Below are 18,133 nucleotides of genomic sequence, written 5' to 3'. Positions count from 1 at the left end.
GCTGCTATCTCAGCATGACCGGGCGTCCCGCCAGCCTTGCGTAGTTATCGATGGCATCGTGAACGGGCGCCCGCTTGTAGCCGTCCTTCAGCAGCCTGACGTATTGCTCCAGGGTCGGGTTCTTCACGATCTCTTCCACGGATTCCAGCTTCAGGCTCTTGGCAACGAAATAAATGAGTTCCTGCGCCTTGAGTTCCTCCGCATCCACGAAGGACTTGGTTGCCGTAAAGCAAAATGCATTCTTGACTTCGGCAATCAGTCCATCGCCCGAGAAGTTATAGCGCCACGCCATCACATCGACACGGATCAGTGCGCCGCGCTCCAGGGCGATATACCAATTCTTGGTGGACGATTCACCGATCGATGTGCTTCCAAGAATGGCGTTGAAGGCGAACTTGATCAGCGTGGAGAACCCGTCCTTCACGTTTTTCTCGCCGCCCGAGAAAAAGGAATCGACGACTGAAGAAATTTCGTCGGCGGCCTTGTCAGTGACGCTGACCCGATATTGCTCGATATGCTCGAACATCTTGTACGGAACGATCTCCTCCCGGAATGCGTCCGGATTGCGCATCTTTTGTATCAGCTCGGAGCGGTATTTATCGAGCTCCCCCATTGCCGCCTTCTTCAAGATCTCGAGTTGCTCGCGCGCCTTCGTGTCATCCGGCTTCAACGCGTTTCGGATGGTATCCAGAACAGCCATTTTTGCTCCTCCTGTTATTCGCGGGCAGCATCGATCCATGGAAATTTAATTCCATCGATACCGGCAATGTTTTTTCATGAATGACGCAAGACAAGGCTTTCTTCGTTCGCTTCGCCTTACGGTGATTTCGATGTGAAAAATTTCAATACCTCTCGCGAGGCAGAGGTAATTTATGCGATGAAGGAAGTAGTGCAAGGCGATCGTATTCACTTGAGATGTGCGAGGCGTGCATGTCGTCAACTCGCCCCGTGCGTCGGTCGGGCCTGATACGTCGCCTTGCGAGGGGATCGATCCGGTCCGGGGGCGCTGGATCACGTCGACCGGCACCTTGGCACAGTGGGTTCGCCGTGCAGGTCGCACCTGGCACGCCGCTTGCCGCGCCGACGATGCACAGCCTTGTTGCCGGCCGGCCGCTACGACCGCGCGATGGCGTTGTGCCCTGCTCGCCTCCCCGGTGGCCGATGACGTGTTGTTCCCGGCTCAGGCCCCGCAGATCCGGCTTGCTCTCTGCGCAAGCCGTTGCGCGCTTGAAAAAATTGAGATCACGTACTTACAAGAGTTAATTCCAATTCTCCGGCGGCTCTGCAAGCATAGGCATGGCGACTGCGCAATTCGTATTGCTCCAGGCGGGCCTTCACAACTCTGGGAGATCACCATGGTACGAATACTGGCGTCGAGCCTGCTGGCGATGTCGCTCGGGGCATGCAGCACGCTCGCCCCGACACCATCGGCTCCACCGGCTGCCCCGGCATCCGCGGCCGCGCCGGCTGCCCCGGCTCCGCCGGCAGGTACGGCCCAGCCTGATGCCAAGGCAGTCAATCCGGCAGCCATCCAGGCGCTCAAGGACATGGGCACCTATCTCCAGTCGCTCAAGCGCTTCGAGGTATCGATCGAGCTGACCGGCGAGCGGGTGCTGGCCGACGGCCAGAAGCTCCAGCACACGGCGACGGCAGACCTCGAAGTGGATCGTCCGAACAAGCTGCGCACCCGCATGCATAGCGCCCGTTCCCAACGCGACCTCATCTACGACGGCAAGACGGTGACACTCTATACACCGGCGCAGAAATCCTATTCAAAGGCGGAATTCGCCGACAACCTCGCCGGGCTGGTGCGCCGCCTGAAGGAACGATTCGGCATCGAACTACCGATCGCGGACCTGTTCCTGTGGGGCACCCCCGCCGCGCCGCTCGACAATATGGAGTCGGCGATGAATGCCGGCCAGGACTTTGTCGACGGCGAGCTCTGTGATCATTACGCCTTCCGCCAGGGCGCGATCGACTGGCAGATCTGGATTGCCAACGGGACCAAGCCTCTGCCGCGCAAGCTGGTGATCACCAATCGCGCCGACGACGCGCGTCCGCAATCGGTCACCCTGCTCGATTGGAGGCTGAATCCAAAGTTCAAGGAGTCGACCTTCACCTTCACGCCGCCGAAGGGTGCCAGATTGGCCGAGTTCGTTCCCGTGAAGAACCAGTAAAGGAGAGCCGCCATGAGACAAGCATTCGGCAAGTTGTTCCTGGTGCTCCTGAGCGTTCTCGTTCTGGCGACCTATGGCTGGGCCCCTGTGGCTGAGGCGCGCGTGGGCGGCGGTGGCGGCGGTGGCGGCGGCGGCGCTCGTGGCGGCGGCGGCGCTGCAGCCGCCGCTGGAGGCGGGGGCAGGCAGATCGACAACAGGAGCGCGGACGCGCGTACCAACGATGTCCGCAGTACAAGCGTCAACAACGTCAACAACGTCAACAGGAACGTCAACGTCAACGCCAGCAAGAACGTCAACGTGAACGTCGAGGGCGGTGGTTGTTGCCACGGCGGCTGGGACAATGACTATCACCCGGTCGCGACGGCGGCCGCGGTCACGGCCACGGTTGCGGTGACTGCCGCAGTCGTGGGCTCCATGGTGCGCACCGTCCCGCCAGGGTGCGTGCCCGTCAACTACGGTGGCATGGTCTACCAGCAGTGCGGCAATACGTGGTACCAGCCGCAGGGTGGGCAGTACGTCGTGATCAGTCCACCTTACTGAGCATCCCGGGTGTTCGCATCCCGCCGGCCCAGGTGGCCGGCTGCTTCTTGGCCGGCGATCCGCTGCGGGACACGTAGATACTTAGCGTTGCTGTGCGTGCCACGCATCTGGCAGCAGCGTTGCCGAATTCGGGCGATGACGCGGCCGGCGCGTTTCAAGGCCTCGGCTGGAATGGCCAGTCCCGGTTCGCGTGACGTCTCCCGGTCTTGCCGAAAGAAAATGGGCCGGAAATTCCGGCCCATTTTCATGGCGGTGCGAGACGCGGCGCGCGCTTAGTCGCGGCCCAGCTGGCCGTCAGTGAGTCGCCATGCGCCCAGCGGATTGCCATCCTGCAGCGCCGGCGGCAGCAGCTCGACAGGCACGTTCTGGTAGCACACCGGACGCAGGAAGCGGTCGATGGCGGACGCGCCCACCGAGGTCGCGCGGGTGTCCGAGGTGGCCGGGAACGGACCGCCGTGCACCATCGCGTACGAGACTTCCACGCCGGTCGGATAGCCGTTGAACAGCACGCGGCCGACCTTGCGTTCGAGCACGGTCAGCAGGCTGGCGGCCTCGGCGCGGTCGCCGGCATCGGCTTGCACCGTGGCGGTGAGCTGGCCTTCCAGGCGGCGCGCCACGGCGAGCATTTCCTCGTGGTTGCGGCAGACCACCAGTACCGACGAGGGGCCGAAGACTTCGGCTTCCATGCGGTGGTCGCCAAGGAAGCGTTCCGCCGTGGTTTCGAACAGCGCGGGACGCGCCTGGTTGGGGCCGGTGGGCGCCAGGCCGCTGCCGATGCGGCGCAGCCCTTCGATATCGCTCAGTTGCGCCACGCCGTTGTCGTAGGCCTGGCAGATGCCGGGCGTCAGCATGGTGGCGGCAGCTTTTTCCGCCAGTGCCGCGACCGTGCCCTGGCGCAGCACGTCCAGCGCCGGGCTGTCCACTGCCAGCAGCAGGCCCGGGTTGGTGCAGAACTGCCCCACGCCCATCACCAGCGAATCCACCAGGTTGCGCGCGATCTCGGCCGCGCGTGCGTTCAGCGCCGCGGGCAGCAGGAACACCGGGTTGATGCTGCTCATCTCGGCGTAGACCGGGATCGGCTGCGGCCGGTTGTTCGCGGTCTGCACCAGGGCCAGGCCACCGCTGCGCGAGCCGGTAAAGCCGACCGCCTGGATCGACGGATTGGCCACCAGGGCGGTGCCCATGGTGAAGCCGGAGCCCACCAGCAGCGAGAACACGCCCTCCGGCAGGCCGGCATCGGCCACCGCCTTCTGGATCACGCGCCCGACCAGTTCGGAGGTGCCGAGGTGGCCCGAGTGTGCCTTGACGATGACCGGGCAGCCGGCCGCCAGCGCCGAGGCGGTGTCGCCGCCGGCCACCGAGAACGCCAGCGGGAAGTTGCTGGCGCCGAATACCGCGACCGGGCCCACGGCGATCTTCTGCAGGCGCAGGTCAGGCCGGGGCGGCGTGCGCTCGGGCAGGGCGGAGTCGAGCGTGGCCGATTGCCAGCGGCCGTCGCGCAGCACGCTCGCGAACAGGCGCAGCTGGTTGGCGGTGCGGGCACGTTCGCCCTGCAGGCGCGCGATCGGCAGCGCGCTTTCGGCATGGGCGCGCTCGATCAGCGTATCGCCCAGCGCTTCCAGGCCCGTGGCGATGGACTCCAGGAACCTGGCGCGGGCCTCGGGCGAGGTGTTGCGGTAGGTATCGAAGGCCGCTTCTGCCAGCGCGCAGGCGCGCTCGGCATCGGCCGCGTCGCCGCCGTGGAATTCCGGTGCGAGCGTTTCGCCCGTAGCCGGGTTGGTGGCATGGAGGATCTTCGCGGTGCCGCGTACGGCGCTGGCGCCGATCAGCATTTCGCCGGTGATGGTCATGAGGGTTCCTTCAACTGCGGTCAATTAAGGCGCCCGGGCAGCGGGCGGGTGACGGGCCGGGCACAGTCGCATTCGCTGCGCTTCGTTATAAGACATCCTACAACATCAGAGACCTTGCCTGCAAGCGGGAGAACCCGCGCCAGGCGGGTGCGGGGCGCGGATCAGCCGGCGTCGAGCGCGGCCGACGCCTTGCGCAGCCGTTCGCGGCTGTTGGTGAGGTGCATGCGCATCGCCGCCTTGGCGCCTTCGGGATCGCGCCGTTCGATGGCGTCGTAGATATTCTCGTGCTCGATGTTGACGCGCTCGAGATATTGCTCGCGCTCTTGCGCGCTCACGTGCAGGCGGCTGCGCGGGATCACCATGGTGCCCAGGTGGCCCATGATGTCGGTGAAATAGCGGTTGCCGGTTGCGCGCGCGATGGTCAGGTGGAATTCGAAGTCCGCGCCGACGGAGTCCTTGCCGTCGGTGGCGGTGCGCTTGAGCTCGTCCAGGGCCTGGCGCATGGTAGCCAGTTGCTCGTCGCTGCGGCGCGAGGCTGCCAGGCTGGCCGCCTCGGCTTCCAGGCTGACGCGGAATTCCAGCATGGCCAGCACGTCCATGGCGGTGACCATGGTGGCGGGATCGATGCGGAACGGCGAGGCGCTTTCGGCGGGGCGGGCCAGCACGAAGGTGCCGATGCCATGGCGCGTCTCGACCAGGCCGCTGGCCTGCAGTCGCGACAGCGCCTCGCGCACCACGGTGCGGCTGACGCCGAGCGCGCTCATGATCTCGGACTCGGTCGGGAGTTTGTCGCCCGGCTTGAGCGCGCCTTGCTGGATGCGTTCGCTCAGGCTGCTCACTGCCTCTTCGGCAAGCGTACGGCCGCGGCGCCGCAGCGGAGTGGAGGAAGCAAGCATGGGGTTTGACATGGTTGGCGGGGACTTGACCGGATCGCAATGCGCTCATTATACTTCGTCGTAAGTCATATGACGACCGATAACAGCCATCCGGCAACAAACATGCGCGGCCAGCCTTGCTGGGCGCACAATCTGCCGGAATCGCTAGCATGAGAAAGCCGGCACGATCCGGCACCGCCAAGCCCGAGACAACCCTAAGCGCAGCGTCGCCTGGTCGACCGCCGCGCTTTCCGCCGGAACCCGACATGACCCAAACGCCCAATCCCGCAAGCCACGATGCGTCGGCGACACGTTCGACGTCCGCGCCCGGCGGCACGCCGGTCGTCACCGAACTGAGCGTGGTCCCAGTGGCCGGCCACGACAGCATGCTGATGAACCTGTCCGGCGCGCATGGTCCGTTCTTCACCCGCAATATCGTCATCCTCAAGGACAGTGCCGGCAACATCGGCGTGGGCGAGGTGCCGGGCGGGGAAGCCATCCGCCAGACGCTGGAAGATGCGCGCGAACTGCTGGTGGGCCAGTCGATCGGCAACCACCAGGCGGTGCTCAACCGCGTGCGCAGCGCCTTCGCCAGCCGCGACGCCGGCGGCCGCGGTCTGCAGACCTTCGACCTGCGCATCACCATCCATGCGGTGACCGCGCTCGAAGCGGCGCTGCTCGACCTGCTCGGCAAGCACCTCGGCGTGCCCGTGGCCGCGCTGCTGGGCGAAGGGCAGCAGCGCGATGCGGTGGAGATGCTGGGCTACCTGTTCTACGTCGGCGACCGTAACCGCACCACGCTCGGCTACCGCGGCGAGCCCGATGCGGACAACGCATGGTTCCGCCTGCGCAATGAAGCGGCGATGGACGCCAAGGGCGTGGTCCGGCTGGCCGAAGCCGCGTTCGAGCGCTACGGCTTCAACGACTTCAAGCTCAAGGGTGGCGTGCTGCGCGGCGACGAAGAAATGGAAGCGATCCTCGCGCTGGCCGAGCGCTTCCCCAAGGCGCGCATCACGCTCGACCCCAACGGCGCGTGGTCGCTGGCCGAGGCGGTGCGGCTGTGCCGCGACAAGCATGGCGTGCTGGCCTATGCGGAAGACCCCTGCGGCGCCGAGGACGGCTATTCGGGCCGCGAGATCATGGCCGAGTTCCGCACCGCCACGGGCCTGCCCACCGCCACCAACATGATCGCCACCGACTGGCGCCAGATGGGCCATGCGGTGCGCCTGCAATCGGTGGACATTCCGCTGGCCGACCCGCATTTCTGGACCATGCAGGGTTCGGTGCGCGTGGCGCAGATGTGTGCCGAGTGGGGTCTCACGTGGGGCTCGCATTCCAACAACCATTTCGATATCTCGCTGGCCATGTTCACGCACGTGGCCGCCGCCGCGCCGGGCCGCGTCACCGCCATCGACACGCACTGGATCTGGCAGGACGGCGAGCGCCTGACCAAGGCGCCGCTCAAGATCGAGAATGGCAAGGTGGCCGTGCCCACGGCGCCGGGCCTGGGCGTGGAACTCGACGTGGAGCAGCTGGCGCTGGCGCACGAACGCTACAAGAGCATGGGGCTGGGCGCGCGCGACGACGCTGTCGCCATGCAGTTCCTGATCCCGGGCTGGAAGTTCAACAACAAGGCGCCGTGCATGGTCCGGTAGGGGTGCCGTCCTCCCGCCTGGAACGCCAACAATAAAAAAGCGGTATCAATCAGAAGTCGAAAGCTCGCGACATCAAGAAATCCAACAAGAAACCAGGAGACAACGATGACCAAGTTCCAGCAACCCGCCGCGCGGCGCAGGCTGTTCAAGCTTGCCGGGGCGCTGATCGCCGCCCTGGCGGCAGCCGGCAGCATGACCGCCGCCGCTGCGCAGACGTGGCCGACCAAAGCCGTATCGGTGGTGGTGCCGTTCCCGGCCGGCGGCTCCACCGACACCATTGCGCGCATGCTGGCGGTGCCGCTCAACGAGAAGCTCGGCCAGCCATTTGTGGTGGACAACCGCCCGGGCGCGACCGGTGCCATCGGCGCGACCATGGTCAAGCGCGCGCCCGCCGACGGTTACACGCTGATGGTGGCGTCGATCGGCGTGTACGCCGTGAACCCCTTCCTGCAGAAGAACCTGCCCTACGATCCGGCCAAGGATTTCGACCTGCTGACGGTGGCCGTGCGCGCGCCCAACGTGCTGGTGACCAAGCCTGATTTCCCGGCCAAGAACCTGCAGGAACTGGTTGCGTACATGAAGAAGAACCCGGGCAAGGTCGCCTTCGCCACCTCCGGCGCGGGTTCGTCGGACCACCTGACCGCGGCGCTGTTCTGGCAGAAATCCGGCACCGACGGACTGCACGTGCCGTACAAGGGCGGCGCGCCCGCGATCTCCGACCTGTTGGCGGGGCAGGTGGACGCCTCGTTCCAGAACGTCAACGCGGTGCTGCAGCATATCCGCAGCGGCAAGCTCAAGGCGCTGGCCGTGACCGGCGACAAGCGCTCGGCGGTGCTACCCAATGTGCCGACCATGGCAGAAGGCGGCGTGAAGGAAGTGGACGTCTACTCGTGGCAGGGCGTGGCCGCGCCGCGCGGGCTGCCCAAGGACGTCAAGGGCAAGCTGCACGCCGCGCTGGTCAGCGCGCTGGCCGAACCGCAGATGCGGCAGAAGCTGGCCGAAAGCGGTTTCGAGGTCGTCGCCAATACGCCCGAGCAGTTCGACCAGTTCGAGAAACAGGAACTGCAGCGCTGGAAGACCGTGATCGAAGCCGGGAAGATCACCAGCGAATAAATCCACGCCACGCCGATGGCGGGGCGCACCGGTTTCACGCTCCTTGGCCCTGCTTCACGGCAGGGCTTTTTTATTGGGCGGACGCGGGCGTTGCCTGTCGCGCAGGCTGGCAGCAAAGCCTGTTACGCTTGTTGGCATGCACCGCCCCAGGATCCGCCTCTGCAAGTCGCCGCCGTGTCTGCTGATCGAGACCCGCTGGCTGGTGCCGCGCCGCTTCGACGGATTCGCGCCCGGCCCGCTGATCTTGCTGCGGCCCGGCGCGAGCCATGCGCTGATCGAGCACGAGAAGGTCCATGTGCGCCAATTCTGGCGCTCCGGTGGCCTGATGGGCGTGCTCTACCTGCTCAGCCCGCGCTGGCGCCTGCGTTTCGAACTGGAGGCCTACCGCGAACAGCTCAGGCACTGCGAGCCATCCGCGGCGCGCCAGTTCGCCCGCATGCTGTCTCGTCACTACCGCCTGAAGATCTCCGAGGAGCAGGCGTACCGCCTGCTGACGATGCCGGCCGGAGAGTGACGTTCACCATGGCATGCGCATCAGTGATGGCCGCCGCCTCCGCCGCCTCCGCCGCCGCCATGGAAGCCGCCGTGGAAGCCACCACCGCCCCCATGGAACCCGCCGCCATGAAATCCGCCACGGAAGCCACCGCCGACGCGCATCCCGGGCGCACGGAAGAACGCGTGTGCGACATGGTGGGCATGATGGAAGCGATCGATGAAGATCACGCCGCCAAACGCCACGCCATATGGTGCCCAATACCACGGGTCATAGTAGGGCGCGGCGTAGGTAATCACGCCCGCGTCGCCGGTGTCGACCATCTGCCAGCTGCCATCGGGTTGCAGGCAGGCCAGGCCCTGGACTTGCTGCAGGACGCCGTTGATCACGGCCTGTCCCGACATCTCCTCGCAGGGTGGGCCTGATATGTCCTGGCCTGCCGCCGGCAGGCCAAAGCCGAGGGCGGCCAGTGCCGCCGCCGCGGCTGCGAAATGCTTGCCCATGGTTGTTCATCCCGAGCGAGAACTCCCGACGTCACGATACGGCCTACGGCGCTGGTTTTCCGGGGGAGGGGCGAGAGCGGTGAAAGCGGTCTGTGATCGCAGCGCCCCGTTCCGGCATGTCCGTATGGAATCCGGTCTTATCTGAAGGCACATCGGTTTGCCTGCGGGTCCCGTTTCCGTGTCCATCGCGGAACGGTCCTGCACACGATGTAAACGGATCAGGTGCCGGCTTTATTCCCCCGGAGCACGGGATTTATCGGCCACCGCTCAACGCCATTCCTCGGGGGCGCCGCCCAGGCTGCCGCACACGTCCAGTGCAATCTCCCGCAGGCGCGGCTCGGTGCTTTGTCCCGAAACGGCATAGCCCGCGCCGCCGGTGGCCCAGTAGAAGGTGCGCCTTTCATTCTCGCGCAACACGCTGACCGAGGGATGCGTGGAGGAGGCAGAGGCGATGTACAGGGTCAGCCGCTCTCCCGCCGGGTTCTCGTACATCAACTGCGCCGCGGGGCCGGTTGCGCCGGGCAGCAGCCGGCCACCCATCAGCTTGTAGCCGAAGTCGTCCAGCACCGGGATGGTCAGCGTGCGCGACAGCCGGCGCGACAGCCATGCCACGAGATGAGCCTGGTCGGATGCGGGCACCTCGACCGGGTGGCGTTGCTCGACGGCAAAGACCGCATAGGCCAGGTCGGCATGGCGGGCAAAGGCAGCGGGGTCGGCCGCGGCACCCGGCAAGCGGGCGGCGCCCGTGCCGAGCGCCAGGCCGACGACCAGGCACCCCAGCGCCGCTGCGCCACGCCACCACCAGTTCGGCCGCGCGCGCACCACCAGGTAGCGCGCATCGTGCTGCGGCGGAAACAGCGCCTTGAGCGCGGCGCACTGGCGCCGGTAGTCGGCCACCCGCGCGGTGGCCTGCTCGTCATGCGCCAGCCCGGCCAGGGCTTCGGCTTGTGCCCGTGGCGACAACTCACCGTCTACCAGGGCCGACAGACGTTCGAGGTCCGGCTCCGGCGGCGTGGCAGGATCGCGATCGTCGGTCATGACGTGCTCCTCACGGCTTTGAGTTGGGTGGGGCGCTGGCCGGCGCCATCCTGGAGAAGGGCGCGCAGGTGCTCGCGCGCGCGCGACAGTCTCGACATCACGGTACCCACGGGCACCTGCAGGATCGCGGCGGCCTCCCGGTAGCTCAGTTGCTCCAGCGCCACCAGCAACAGCACCTCGCGCTGGTCCGGAGGCAGCCGGTACAGCGCGCGCTGCACATCGCGCAACAGCAATCCCTCGATCTGCTGGTCCGGCGATTCCAGCCGCTCCCAGAGCGGGTCGCCGTCATCGACGGTGAACTCATGCCGCTTGCGCAACTGGTCGATATAGAGGTGGCGCAGCACGGTCAACAGCCAGGCGCGCGTATTCTTGTGGGCGCGCAGCGAGGCCCAGCCGAGTGCGCGCTCAACGGTGTCCTGCACGAGGTCGTCCGCCCAGGCGGCGTCGCCCGTCAGCGCGCGCGCATAGCGCCGCAGTTGCGGTAGCCAGGCCGCCAGATCTTGCTCCAGGCTCACCGCAGCCAGCCGGCCAGGCTGCCCGGTCGGCTGCCGCTGTAGCAAGGGGCGGGCGAGCCGCCGGTGAAATATGGCGCCGGCGCCATGGCGGCGGGCAGCACGGCCGGAATCAGGCGAAGCACTTCCAATTCGATCTCCTCGTGTCCTGCCCTGGATTGCCAGGCTGATGCATGAGGCAGGACTCCGGCGACCGGCCGCAGTGTCGATCGATCTCCTCGACATCGCGTCTGTCCTCACACCGGGTTCCGTTCGGCCTGCCCAATACGGTAAACGAGCCGCGACCGGGATTTATTCCCGCCGCTCGGGCAGGAGGCGCAGGGCGTTGATGCGGTCATCAAGCGATCACGCGATCGAGACGCGCAGGGCCGTTCAGTGTTCAAGCGCCGTGCACGGGCTTGCGGGCATCAAGGGGGGAAGGTCGGCACGCATGCCGCCGGGGGCGACCAGCGCTCGTGGCCGGCGCGCGTGCCGCTTGCCAAGGCGGGAGCGCAATGACGCAACCCGCAGGCCGCCGTGTGACAGGGAAACTGGCGGAAGCGGTGAGATTCGAACTCACGGATGGGTCACCCCATCGGCAGTTTTCAAGACTGCTGCCTTAAACCACTCGGCCACGCTTCCGGGAAGGAAAGAGCGCGCATTATAGCAAGGGAGCTGCGCCTGGTCGCGTGCTCTTGGGCAGGATTGCCTGATGTGGTCTTGTCGGTGTCTGTCGGACAGGGCGGAACCTTCGAAGTGGTGCCGGGCTCCTATGATGCGTGGGGGGGCGCATGGCGACAGGGCCGCGTTCCCCGGCTTTCGGCAATGCAAGCCATTGCGGTCAACATTGCGGTCAATCGAGGAGGATATTTGATGAAGGGCAAAATTCTGGTGGGTGTGGCGGCAGCGGTCGCCGTGGCGGGTCTGGCCGGATGCGCGGCACCGGGCGGCGGCTACAGCGGTGGCTATAACGGTGGGTATGGCGGCGGCTACAACAACGCCCCGCCGCCTCCGCCGCAGCAGCAGCCCGCCTACCAGACTCCGGGCGCCACCACCTACCAGGCGCCACCCGGATCGGTGCTGTACGGCCGGGTCGAGTCGATCGAGCCGGTCACCACGCAGCAAAGCAGTTCGGGCCTGCTGGGCACCGTGATCGGCGGCGTTGCCGGCGGCTTGCTGGGACACCAGATCGGCGGCGGCACCGGCAATACCGTCGCCACCATCGGCGGCGCGGTCGTGGGTGGCGTGGCAGGCAACCAGGTCGAGAAGCGTGCCAGCAGCGGCACCGAGACCGTCTATCGCGTCAACGTGCGTCTCGACGATGGCCGCATGGCCACGGTCACGCAGCGCAATGTGAGCAATCTGCGCATCGGCGCCCGCGCCCAGGTTGCCAACGACATGGCAATGCCCTATTGATCGAAGGTGCCGCACGATGCAATCGGCCACCCGCGAGGGTGGCCGTTTTGCTTGCAGGGGCGCTGCCGGGGCTCAGCCCTTCAGGAACATCTCCTGCAGGTCGTTGAGGAAGCGGCGCCCCAGCTCGGTGGGCCTGATGGTGGCCAGATCGGCTTCGAGCAGGCCCTTTTTCTCGGCGGCGGCCAGGTCGCGGCTGATGGTATGCAGCGGCAGGCCGGTGTGGTCGAAGAAGGTGCTGGCCGGCACGCCGTCGGTCAGGCGCAGCGCGTTGAGCATGAACTCGAAGGGGAGATCCGCCGCGGCGACGTCGTGGCTTTCCTGCACTGCGTTGCCGGCCATGGCCTGCGCCATGTAGGTGGCCGGATGCTTGTGGCGCATCTGGCGCAGCACGCGGTGCGGGAACGAGAGCTTGCCGTGCGCGCCGGCGCCGATGCCGAGGTAGTCGCCGAAGCGCCAGTAGTTCAGGTTGTGGCGCGCTTCGCGATGGGGCCTGGCATAGGCCGAGGTCTCGTAGTGCCGGTAGCCGGCCTGCGCGGTGCGCGCCTCGATCAGGTCCTGCATCTCGTAGGCGCTGTCGTCGTCCGGCAGCGCGGGCGGGAACTTGGCGAACAAGGTGTTCGGCTCGAGCGTCAGGTGGTACAGCGACAGGTGCGTGGTGCCGAACGAGAGCGCGGTTTCCAGGTCCTGCACGCATTCCGCCAGGGTCTGCCCCGGCAGCGCGTACATCAGGTCCAGGTTGACGTTATCGAAGTTGGCCAGCGCGATGCCGATGGCGGCACGCGCCTCGTCGCCGCCGTGGATGCGCCCGAGCGCGGCGAGGTGGCGGTCGTTGAAGCTCTGGATGCCGATCGACAGGCGGTTGATGCCGCTGGCGCGGTAGCTGGCGAAGCGCTCGGCCTCGAAGGTGCCGGGATTGGCCTCCATCGTGATCTCGGCGTCGGCATCGAGCGGCAGCAGCGCGCGGATGTCGGACAGCAGGCGGTCCATGCCGGCGGCCGACAGCAGGCTCGGCGTGCCGCCGCCGATGAACACGGTATGGACCTGGCGGCCCCATACCAGCGGCAGCGATTGTTCCAGGTCCGCCCGCAGCGCATCGAGATAGGCGTCTTCCGGGATATCGTGGCTGCCGTCCGCGCCGGGCACGGCATGGGAGTTGAAGTCGCAGTACGGGCACTTGCGCACGCACCACGGGATATGCACGTAGAGCGAGAGCGGCGGCGACGCCGGCAGCGAGAGCTGGCCGGGCTGCAGCCACAGCGACTTGGTGTCCGCCGGCGCGCTCGCCGCGCCCACGGGAATGATCGGGATCATGGCTGGCCGTGCTGGCCCGAGGCGCGCAAGCGTTCGGTCAGCACCTTGAGCGCCAGCGCGCGGTGGCTGACGGCGTTTTTCTCCTCGGGGCTCAGCTCGGCCGCGGTCTTGCCGATCTGCGGCAGCAGGAAGTGCGGGTCGTAGCCGAAGCCGGCATTGCCGCGCGGTGCGTCGACCACCTCGCCGGCCCACACGCCTTCGGCGATGACCGGGCGCGGATCGTCGGCGTGGCGCACCAGCACCAGCACGCAGTAGTAGTAGGCATGGCGGTTGAGCTTGCCGGCCAGCTGCGAGATCAGGTGCGCGTTGTTGGCGGCATCGGACTTTGCCTTGCCCACCAGTTGCGCGTAGCGCGCAGAGTAGACGCCCGGCGCGCCGTCCAGTGCGTCCACGCAGATGCCGGAGTCGTCGGCCAGCGCCGGCAGGCTGGCCAGGCGGCTGGCGTGGCGCGCCTTGGCGAGCGCGTTCTCGACGAACGTGGCGAAAGGCTCTTCGGCTTCGGGGATGCCAAGCTGGCCTTGCGGCACCACGTCATAGCCCAGCGGCGCCAGCAGGGCGCCGAACTCGCCGAGCTTGCCGGGGTTGTTGGAGGCGAGGACCAGGCGTTGCATTGCGTTCACCGTATGGGATCCAGCCATCAGGCCAGGCCCAGCGCGCGGCGCTGGTGCGTCACCAGGTCGGCGATGCCCTGCTCGGCCAGGCGGGTCATGGCGTCGAGATCGGCGCGGCTGAACGGCGCGCCCTCGGCGGTGCCCTGCACTTCGACGAAGCCGCCGCTGCCGGTCATCACGACGTTCATGTCGGTGTCGCAGCCGCTGTCCTCGGCGTAGTCGAGGTCGAGGACGGCCACGCCGTCCACCATGCCGACCGACACGGCCGCGACGAAGTCGCGGATCGGGCTGGTCTTGATCAGGCCGTCGCGCAGCATCGCGGAGACGGCATCGTGCGCGGCCACGAAGGCGCCGGTGATGGCCGCCGTGCGCGTGCCGCCATCGGCCTGCAGGACGTCGCAATCGAGGTGGATGGTGTATTCGCCCAGCGCGGCGAGATCGAACACCGAGCGCATGGCACGGCCGATCAGGCGCTGGATTTCCTGCGTGCGGCCGGTCTGCTTGCCGCGCGCGGCCTCACGGTCCGAGCGGGTATGGGTGGCGCGCGGCAGCATGCCGTACTCGGCGGTGACCCAGCCTTCGCCGCTGCCTTTCTTGTGCGGGGGCACCTTGCTCAGCACACTGGCCGTGCACAAGACCTTGGTGTCGCCAAACGCACTCAGGACGGCACCTTCGGCGTGGCGGGTGTAGTGACGGGTCAGGGTGATAGGGCGCAGCGCATCGGCAGCGCGTCCACTTGGTCGCATGGGGGATTTTTTCTCGGGAGACAGTCCAGGAGCGGGATTTTACCGCCGCCAGGCCGCGCGCGCCCGTTCGGCGTCTGCATGGCGCGCGGATGGCGCGCCATTCCCGGCTTTTTGCGCGAAGAGTGGCTTATGCGGTACCCCCTGGCCGGATTGCCCGGCCCCGCTCAGCGCATGAAGTTGGTGGTCTTGTCGATCGCGGCGCGGATCTCGGCGATGGAGCGCTCGATTTCCTCCTCCGACAGCAGGTCGGTGTCGCCGCCGTTGTTCTCGAGGATGGAGGTGGTGAAGGTGTTGAGCGGCAGGGTTTCGGTCGCTACCGCCTCTTCGTTGGAGAGATGCGCGTCCAGTTCCCACATCATGGCGATGGCGGTGGTGTTGTCCGCGCCTTCGCCGGCATTCTCCAGGGCCTGCTCGATCAGGTCGGGGATGGCGTGCACCACCGACAGGTGGGTCACCTTGTCGACCAGCAATTGCTCTTCGATGCTGCCCCACAGGCCGTCCGAGCACAGCAGGGCGACATCGCCGGGCTCCAGGCGCAGCGGTCCGCCGATGTCGATCAGCGGCAGGTTGGGGGAGCCCAGGCAGTTGTAGAGCTTGTTGCGTTCGGGGTGGTTGGCCACCTGCATCGGCAAGACGCGCTCCTGCTGCAGCAGGTTCTCGATCTTGGAGTGGTCACGCGTGCGGGTCAGCAGGCTGCCCTTGCGCACCAGGTACAGCCGGGAGTCGCCGGCGTGCGCCCAATGGATCTGGCCGTTCTGCACCAGGCAGCAGACTACCGTCGTGCGCGGCACGTCGGCCAGGCCGTTGGCCTCCGCATAGCGATGGATTTCCCGGTGGGCCAGCATGATGGTGTCCTGCAGGAAATCGGCAGGGTTGCGGATCGACGGCCGGGCCTGCGCCTGGAACTGGCGGGCCAGGGTCTGCAGTGCCTGCTGCGCGGCGACCTCGCCGAGCGCATGGCCGCCGAGGCCGTCGGCCAGCACCATCAGCAGGGCATCGCGCGTGAAGCAATACCCCATGCGGTCCTGGTTGATGCGGCGGCCGCCTTTTCTGCTTTCCTGGTAGACGGAGAATCGCATGTTGGCTGTTGGGGTCGGTTTCTCGAGGGCGGCACTGGGCGCCCTGGTTGTGATTTATTCGCCGCCTGCGCCGATTTCTCCGGCGGGGACGCCGGCGGCAGGTTCGTCGCGCTTGCGCAGCAGCGTCAGGAAGCGGCTGGCGATGGGGCGTTCGGCCGTGGTGGGGGCTGGCGCGCTGGCGGCGGCCTGCTCGCCCAGCGCGTTGGTCTGCTCGCGCAATTCCTTCTGCAGCCGGAACACGCTCTGCGGCCGCTCGGACGGGGTCAGCCGCAGGCACCATTCGACCAGGTCGACCAGGCCGTCGGTGTAGCTGGTGCGCAGGCGCGTGAGCGATTCGGCCATGCGGTCATCCTTCTCGCGCTGGTTCGCCTCCTGCGGCGGCATGCCGGCCATGCAGGCGTAAAGCGTGGCGCCGAGGCTGTAGATGTCGGTCCAGGGGCCAAGATCGCTGTGCTTGCCGTAGAGTTCGGGCGCGGCGAAGCCGGGCGTGTACATGGGCTGGAAGCGCGCCGCCTCCATGGTCAGGATCTGCCGCGCGGCGCCGAAATCCAGCAGGATCGGTGATTCGTCCTCGCGCAGATAGATATTGCCGGGCTTGATGTCGAGGTGCAGCAGCTTGTGGATATGGACCTCGCGCAGGCCGCTCATCAGCGCGTGGAAGACCTTGCGGATGAAATGCTCGCGCAGGACCTTGGCCCGGCCTTGCTGGCGCGCATGCAGGATGTGTTCCTGCAGCGTCTTGCCCAGCTCGTAATTCATCACCATGTAGACGGTGGAATTCTCGCGGAAGAAGTTCACCACGCGCACGACGCTGGGGTGCGAGATGCGCGCCAGCGAGCGGCCTTCCTCGAAGAAATACTTGAGCCCGAGCCGGAACGACGCGGCGCTTTCTTCCGGTACCACCGGGATCAGCTCGCCAGGCTTGCGGCGCGCCAGCGACGACGGCAGGTACTCCTTGATGGCGACGGGCGAGCCGGTCTCGTCAGTGGCGAGGTACACGAAACTGAACCCCCCGCTGGCCAACTTCTTTACAATACGATAGTTGGACAGCAGCGTGCCAATGGGCAGCGGTGCGCTCTTCGGAGGTATTGCGCCCTTGGACTCTGTCATAGGATTCGGGACCTTGATTGCCTCCGGATTGTCCTGACTAATCGATGACTTGTAAAGAACACAATTGCGGCCATTTTTGGCCCTCTTTCCGGCGTTCGAACGGCGCAAGAGCGGGGCAGCAGGCTCCCCGTGCCGCCAGAACCCATGCGGCCAGCCGGCCATTTCGCGAGACTATTCAATGATCCACAGCATGACAGGCTACGGCCTGGCGACGCGCCAGGCGCCGCTGACCGACGCGCACGGCGCGCCGACCGGCAGGACGGCTTCCGTTTCGGTCGAATTCCGTACTGTCAACTCGCGATTCCTCGACCTGTTCTTCCGGGCCCCCGAAGAATGCCGCGCCTTCGAGCCGGCCCTGCGCGAAATGCTCATGGGCAAGCTGTCGCGCGGCAAGCTGGAGTGCCGTATCAACCTGCAGCGTGCCGAGGCCGGAACGGGCGGCGCCACGCTGGCGCTCAACGACGCGCTGCTGACGCAGATCCGTGCAATGGAGGCGACGGTGGCGGCCACCTTCACCCAGGCCGGCACGCTGCGCATGGGCGAGATCCTGCGCTGGCCTGGCGTCCTGGTCGAGCCCGAGCTGTCGCAGGATGCGCTGCGCGAAGCCGTGACCGGGGCCGCCAGGGACGCGCTGGCCCAGTTGCTGGAAGCGCGCCGGCGCGAGGGCGACGCGCTCAAGGCCACGCTGGAAGAACGCATCGACACCATGCTCGCCATCGTCGAGCGGCTCACGCCCGCTATTCCGCAACTGATCGCGCAACACCAGGAGAAGCTGACGGAGCGTCTGCAGGAAGCGTTCAACCTGGTCGCGCCGAACGGCATGACCTCGATGAGCCGCGACGAGATCGGCGAGCGCATCCGCCAGGAAGCCACGGTCTACGGCATCCGCATCGACATCGCCGAGGAGCTCTCGCGCCTGCAGGCCCACCTGAACGAAACCCGCCATATCCTCAAGAAGGGCGGCCAGGTCGGCAAGCGGCTCGATTTCATGATGCAGGAGCTCAACCGCGAGGCCAACACGCTGGGTTCCAAGGCCGCCGCCAAGGAACTGGCCGATGCCTCCATGGAGCTCAAGCTGCTGATCGAGCAGATGCGCGAACAGATTCAGAACCTCGAATAACCATC

General features: G+C 66.7%; 19 protein-coding genes and 1 tRNA gene. 7 read left to right on the top strand and 13 right to left on the bottom strand.

What is annotated here, in order from left to right; translation table 11 throughout:
* Positions 1 to 4: 4 nt before the first annotated feature.
* Positions 5 to 700 carry a hypothetical protein gene (locus AB4Z48_RS03375; protein ID WP_441612451.1) on the bottom strand — a complete coding sequence of 232 codons (696 nt, stop codon included), beginning with the start codon at positions 698 to 700 and terminating at the stop codon, positions 5 to 7.
* A 226-nt stretch (positions 701 to 926) separates the two neighbouring features.
* Between AB4Z48_RS03375 and AB4Z48_RS03370 the strand changes: the two genes are divergently transcribed.
* Both AB4Z48_RS03370 and AB4Z48_RS03365 read left to right on the top strand, forming a co-directional pair.
* On the top strand, positions 927 to 2,177 hold the full coding sequence (locus AB4Z48_RS03370) for a DUF2092 domain-containing protein (RefSeq protein WP_441612450.1): 1,251 nt from the start codon (positions 927 to 929) through the stop codon (positions 2,175 to 2,177).
* Between the two features lie 12 nt (positions 2,178 to 2,189).
* Positions 2,190 to 2,717, top strand: coding sequence for a hypothetical protein (locus AB4Z48_RS03365; RefSeq protein WP_441612449.1), 528 nt, complete (start codon positions 2,190 to 2,192; stop codon positions 2,715 to 2,717).
* 272 nt (positions 2,718 to 2,989) lie between these two features.
* Here AB4Z48_RS03365 and AB4Z48_RS03360 read toward each other — a convergent pair whose 3' ends face one another.
* Positions 2,990 to 4,567 carry an aldehyde dehydrogenase (NADP(+)) gene (locus tag AB4Z48_RS03360; protein WP_441612448.1) on the bottom strand — a complete coding sequence of 526 codons (1,578 nt, stop codon included), beginning with the start codon at positions 4,565 to 4,567 and terminating at the stop codon, positions 2,990 to 2,992.
* Between the two features lie 161 nt (positions 4,568 to 4,728).
* Positions 4,729 to 5,475, bottom strand: coding sequence for a FadR/GntR family transcriptional regulator (locus AB4Z48_RS03355; protein ID WP_441612447.1), 747 nt, complete (start codon positions 5,473 to 5,475; stop codon positions 4,729 to 4,731).
* Between the two features lie 233 nt (positions 5,476 to 5,708).
* Here AB4Z48_RS03355 and gudD point away from each other — a divergent pair, with 233 nt between their 5' ends.
* From gudD to AB4Z48_RS03340, 3 genes are all read left to right on the top strand, one after another.
* Positions 5,709 to 7,097 carry a glucarate dehydratase gene (gene gudD / locus AB4Z48_RS03350; RefSeq protein WP_441612446.1) on the top strand — a complete coding sequence of 463 codons (1,389 nt, stop codon included), beginning with the start codon at positions 5,709 to 5,711 and terminating at the stop codon, positions 7,095 to 7,097.
* A 105-nt stretch (positions 7,098 to 7,202) separates the two neighbouring features.
* Positions 7,203 to 8,210, top strand: coding sequence for a Bug family tripartite tricarboxylate transporter substrate binding protein (locus AB4Z48_RS03345; RefSeq protein ID WP_441612444.1), 1,008 nt, complete (start codon positions 7,203 to 7,205; stop codon positions 8,208 to 8,210).
* 136 nt (positions 8,211 to 8,346) lie between these two features.
* Positions 8,347 to 8,724, top strand: coding sequence for a hypothetical protein (locus AB4Z48_RS03340; RefSeq protein WP_441612443.1), 378 nt, complete (start codon positions 8,347 to 8,349; stop codon positions 8,722 to 8,724).
* 20 nt (positions 8,725 to 8,744) lie between these two features.
* Here AB4Z48_RS03340 and AB4Z48_RS03335 read toward each other — a convergent pair whose 3' ends face one another.
* From AB4Z48_RS03335 to AB4Z48_RS03315, 5 genes are all read right to left on the bottom strand, one after another.
* Positions 8,745 to 9,206 carry a hypothetical protein gene (locus AB4Z48_RS03335; RefSeq protein WP_441612442.1) on the bottom strand — a complete coding sequence of 154 codons (462 nt, stop codon included), beginning with the start codon at positions 9,204 to 9,206 and terminating at the stop codon, positions 8,745 to 8,747.
* A 267-nt stretch (positions 9,207 to 9,473) separates the two neighbouring features.
* Positions 9,474 to 10,244, bottom strand: a complete 771-nt coding sequence (locus AB4Z48_RS03330; RefSeq protein WP_441612441.1) for an anti-sigma factor family protein — start codon at positions 10,242 to 10,244, stop codon at positions 9,474 to 9,476.
* The gene (locus AB4Z48_RS03325; protein WP_441612440.1) at positions 10,241 to 10,759 is read right to left on the bottom strand and encodes an RNA polymerase sigma factor; all 519 of its coding nucleotides are present in this window, start codon (positions 10,757 to 10,759) and stop codon (positions 10,241 to 10,243) included. The genes AB4Z48_RS03330 and AB4Z48_RS03325 overlap by 4 nt, the downstream gene beginning before the upstream one ends.
* A complete protein-coding gene (locus AB4Z48_RS03320; RefSeq protein ID WP_441612439.1) occupies positions 10,756 to 10,887 on the bottom strand; it encodes a hypothetical protein in 132 nt (43 codons plus the stop codon). Before AB4Z48_RS03320 ends, AB4Z48_RS03325 begins: the two co-directional genes overlap by 4 nt.
* Before the next feature lie 400 nt (positions 10,888 to 11,287).
* Positions 11,288 to 11,377, bottom strand: a tRNA-Ser gene (locus AB4Z48_RS03315).
* A gap of 231 nt (positions 11,378 to 11,608) precedes the next feature.
* On the opposite strand from AB4Z48_RS03315, the gene AB4Z48_RS03310 reads away from it, so the two are divergent.
* Positions 11,609 to 12,151 (top strand): glycine zipper 2TM domain-containing protein, encoded by a 543-nt coding sequence (locus AB4Z48_RS03310; protein WP_441612438.1) that lies wholly within the window; start codon positions 11,609 to 11,611, stop codon positions 12,149 to 12,151.
* Between the two features lie 72 nt (positions 12,152 to 12,223).
* Here AB4Z48_RS03310 and hemW read toward each other — a convergent pair whose 3' ends face one another.
* The 5 genes from hemW to AB4Z48_RS03285 form a co-directional block, all read right to left on the bottom strand.
* Complete coding sequence (gene hemW, locus AB4Z48_RS03305) at positions 12,224 to 13,462, bottom strand: radical SAM family heme chaperone HemW (RefSeq protein ID WP_441612437.1); 1,239 nt, start codon at positions 13,460 to 13,462, stop codon at positions 12,224 to 12,226.
* Positions 13,459 to 14,073, bottom strand: coding sequence for an RdgB/HAM1 family non-canonical purine NTP pyrophosphatase (gene rdgB, locus AB4Z48_RS03300; RefSeq protein ID WP_441612436.1), 615 nt, complete (start codon positions 14,071 to 14,073; stop codon positions 13,459 to 13,461). Before rdgB ends, hemW begins: the two co-directional genes overlap by 4 nt.
* Before the next feature lie 26 nt (positions 14,074 to 14,099).
* Positions 14,100 to 14,819, bottom strand: coding sequence for a ribonuclease PH (rph, locus tag AB4Z48_RS03295; protein WP_441612435.1), 720 nt, complete (start codon positions 14,817 to 14,819; stop codon positions 14,100 to 14,102).
* Positions 14,820 to 14,983: 164 nt separating this feature from the next.
* Positions 14,984 to 15,898, bottom strand: coding sequence for a PP2C family protein-serine/threonine phosphatase (locus AB4Z48_RS03290; protein WP_441612433.1), 915 nt, complete (start codon positions 15,896 to 15,898; stop codon positions 14,984 to 14,986).
* Between the two features lie 54 nt (positions 15,899 to 15,952).
* Complete coding sequence (locus AB4Z48_RS03285) at positions 15,953 to 17,008, bottom strand: serine/threonine protein kinase (RefSeq protein WP_441612432.1); 1,056 nt, start codon at positions 17,006 to 17,008, stop codon at positions 15,953 to 15,955.
* 178 nt (positions 17,009 to 17,186) lie between these two features.
* Between AB4Z48_RS03285 and AB4Z48_RS03280 the strand changes: the two genes are divergently transcribed.
* The gene (locus AB4Z48_RS03280) at positions 17,187 to 18,128 is read left to right on the top strand and encodes a YicC/YloC family endoribonuclease (protein ID WP_441612431.1); all 942 of its coding nucleotides are present in this window, start codon (positions 17,187 to 17,189) and stop codon (positions 18,126 to 18,128) included.
* The last annotated feature ends 5 nt before the right edge of the window (positions 18,129 to 18,133 follow it).

It is taken from the genome of Cupriavidus sp. 2TAF22 (assembly GCF_052115045.1).
Lineage (GTDB): Bacteria > Pseudomonadota > Gammaproteobacteria > Burkholderiales > Burkholderiaceae > Cupriavidus.
This window is presented reverse-complemented; position numbering and strand designations above follow the sequence as displayed.

What these genes read in the sequence shown, in the direction of transcription:
- AB4Z48_RS03335 (WP_441612442.1), bottom strand. Translation starts at nt 9,206, where the DNA reads ATGGGCAAGCATTTCGCAGCCGCGGCGGCGGCACTGGCCGCCCTCGGC.
- AB4Z48_RS03330 (WP_441612441.1), bottom strand. Translation starts at nt 10,244, where the DNA reads ATGACCGACGATCGCGATCCTGCCACGCCGCCGGAGCCGGACCTCGAA.
- AB4Z48_RS03280 (WP_441612431.1), top strand. Translation starts at nt 17,187, where the DNA reads ATGATCCACAGCATGACAGGCTACGGCCTGGCGACGCGCCAGGCGCCG.
- rph (WP_441612435.1), bottom strand. Translation starts at nt 14,819, where the DNA reads ATGCGACCAAGTGGACGCGCTGCCGATGCGCTGCGCCCTATCACCCTG.
- AB4Z48_RS03310 (WP_441612438.1), top strand. Translation starts at nt 11,609, where the DNA reads ATGAAGGGCAAAATTCTGGTGGGTGTGGCGGCAGCGGTCGCCGTGGCG.
- AB4Z48_RS03285 (WP_441612432.1), bottom strand. Translation starts at nt 17,008, where the DNA reads ATGACAGAGTCCAAGGGCGCAATACCTCCGAAGAGCGCACCGCTGCCC.
- rdgB (WP_441612436.1), bottom strand. Translation starts at nt 14,073, where the DNA reads ATGCAACGCCTGGTCCTCGCCTCCAACAACCCCGGCAAGCTCGGCGAG.
- AB4Z48_RS03355 (WP_441612447.1), bottom strand. Translation starts at nt 5,475, where the DNA reads ATGTCAAACCCCATGCTTGCTTCCTCCACTCCGCTGCGGCGCCGCGGC.
- AB4Z48_RS03375 (WP_441612451.1), bottom strand. Translation starts at nt 700, where the DNA reads ATGGCTGTTCTGGATACCATCCGAAACGCGTTGAAGCCGGATGACACG.
- gudD (WP_441612446.1), top strand. Translation starts at nt 5,709, where the DNA reads ATGACCCAAACGCCCAATCCCGCAAGCCACGATGCGTCGGCGACACGT.
- AB4Z48_RS03290 (WP_441612433.1), bottom strand. Translation starts at nt 15,898, where the DNA reads ATGCGATTCTCCGTCTACCAGGAAAGCAGAAAAGGCGGCCGCCGCATC.
- AB4Z48_RS03345 (WP_441612444.1), top strand. Translation starts at nt 7,203, where the DNA reads ATGACCAAGTTCCAGCAACCCGCCGCGCGGCGCAGGCTGTTCAAGCTT.
- AB4Z48_RS03365 (WP_441612449.1), top strand. Translation starts at nt 2,190, where the DNA reads ATGAGACAAGCATTCGGCAAGTTGTTCCTGGTGCTCCTGAGCGTTCTC.
- AB4Z48_RS03360 (WP_441612448.1), bottom strand. Translation starts at nt 4,567, where the DNA reads ATGACCATCACCGGCGAAATGCTGATCGGCGCCAGCGCCGTACGCGGC.
- AB4Z48_RS03340 (WP_441612443.1), top strand. Translation starts at nt 8,347, where the DNA reads ATGCACCGCCCCAGGATCCGCCTCTGCAAGTCGCCGCCGTGTCTGCTG.
- hemW (WP_441612437.1), bottom strand. Translation starts at nt 13,462, where the DNA reads ATGATCCCGATCATTCCCGTGGGCGCGGCGAGCGCGCCGGCGGACACC.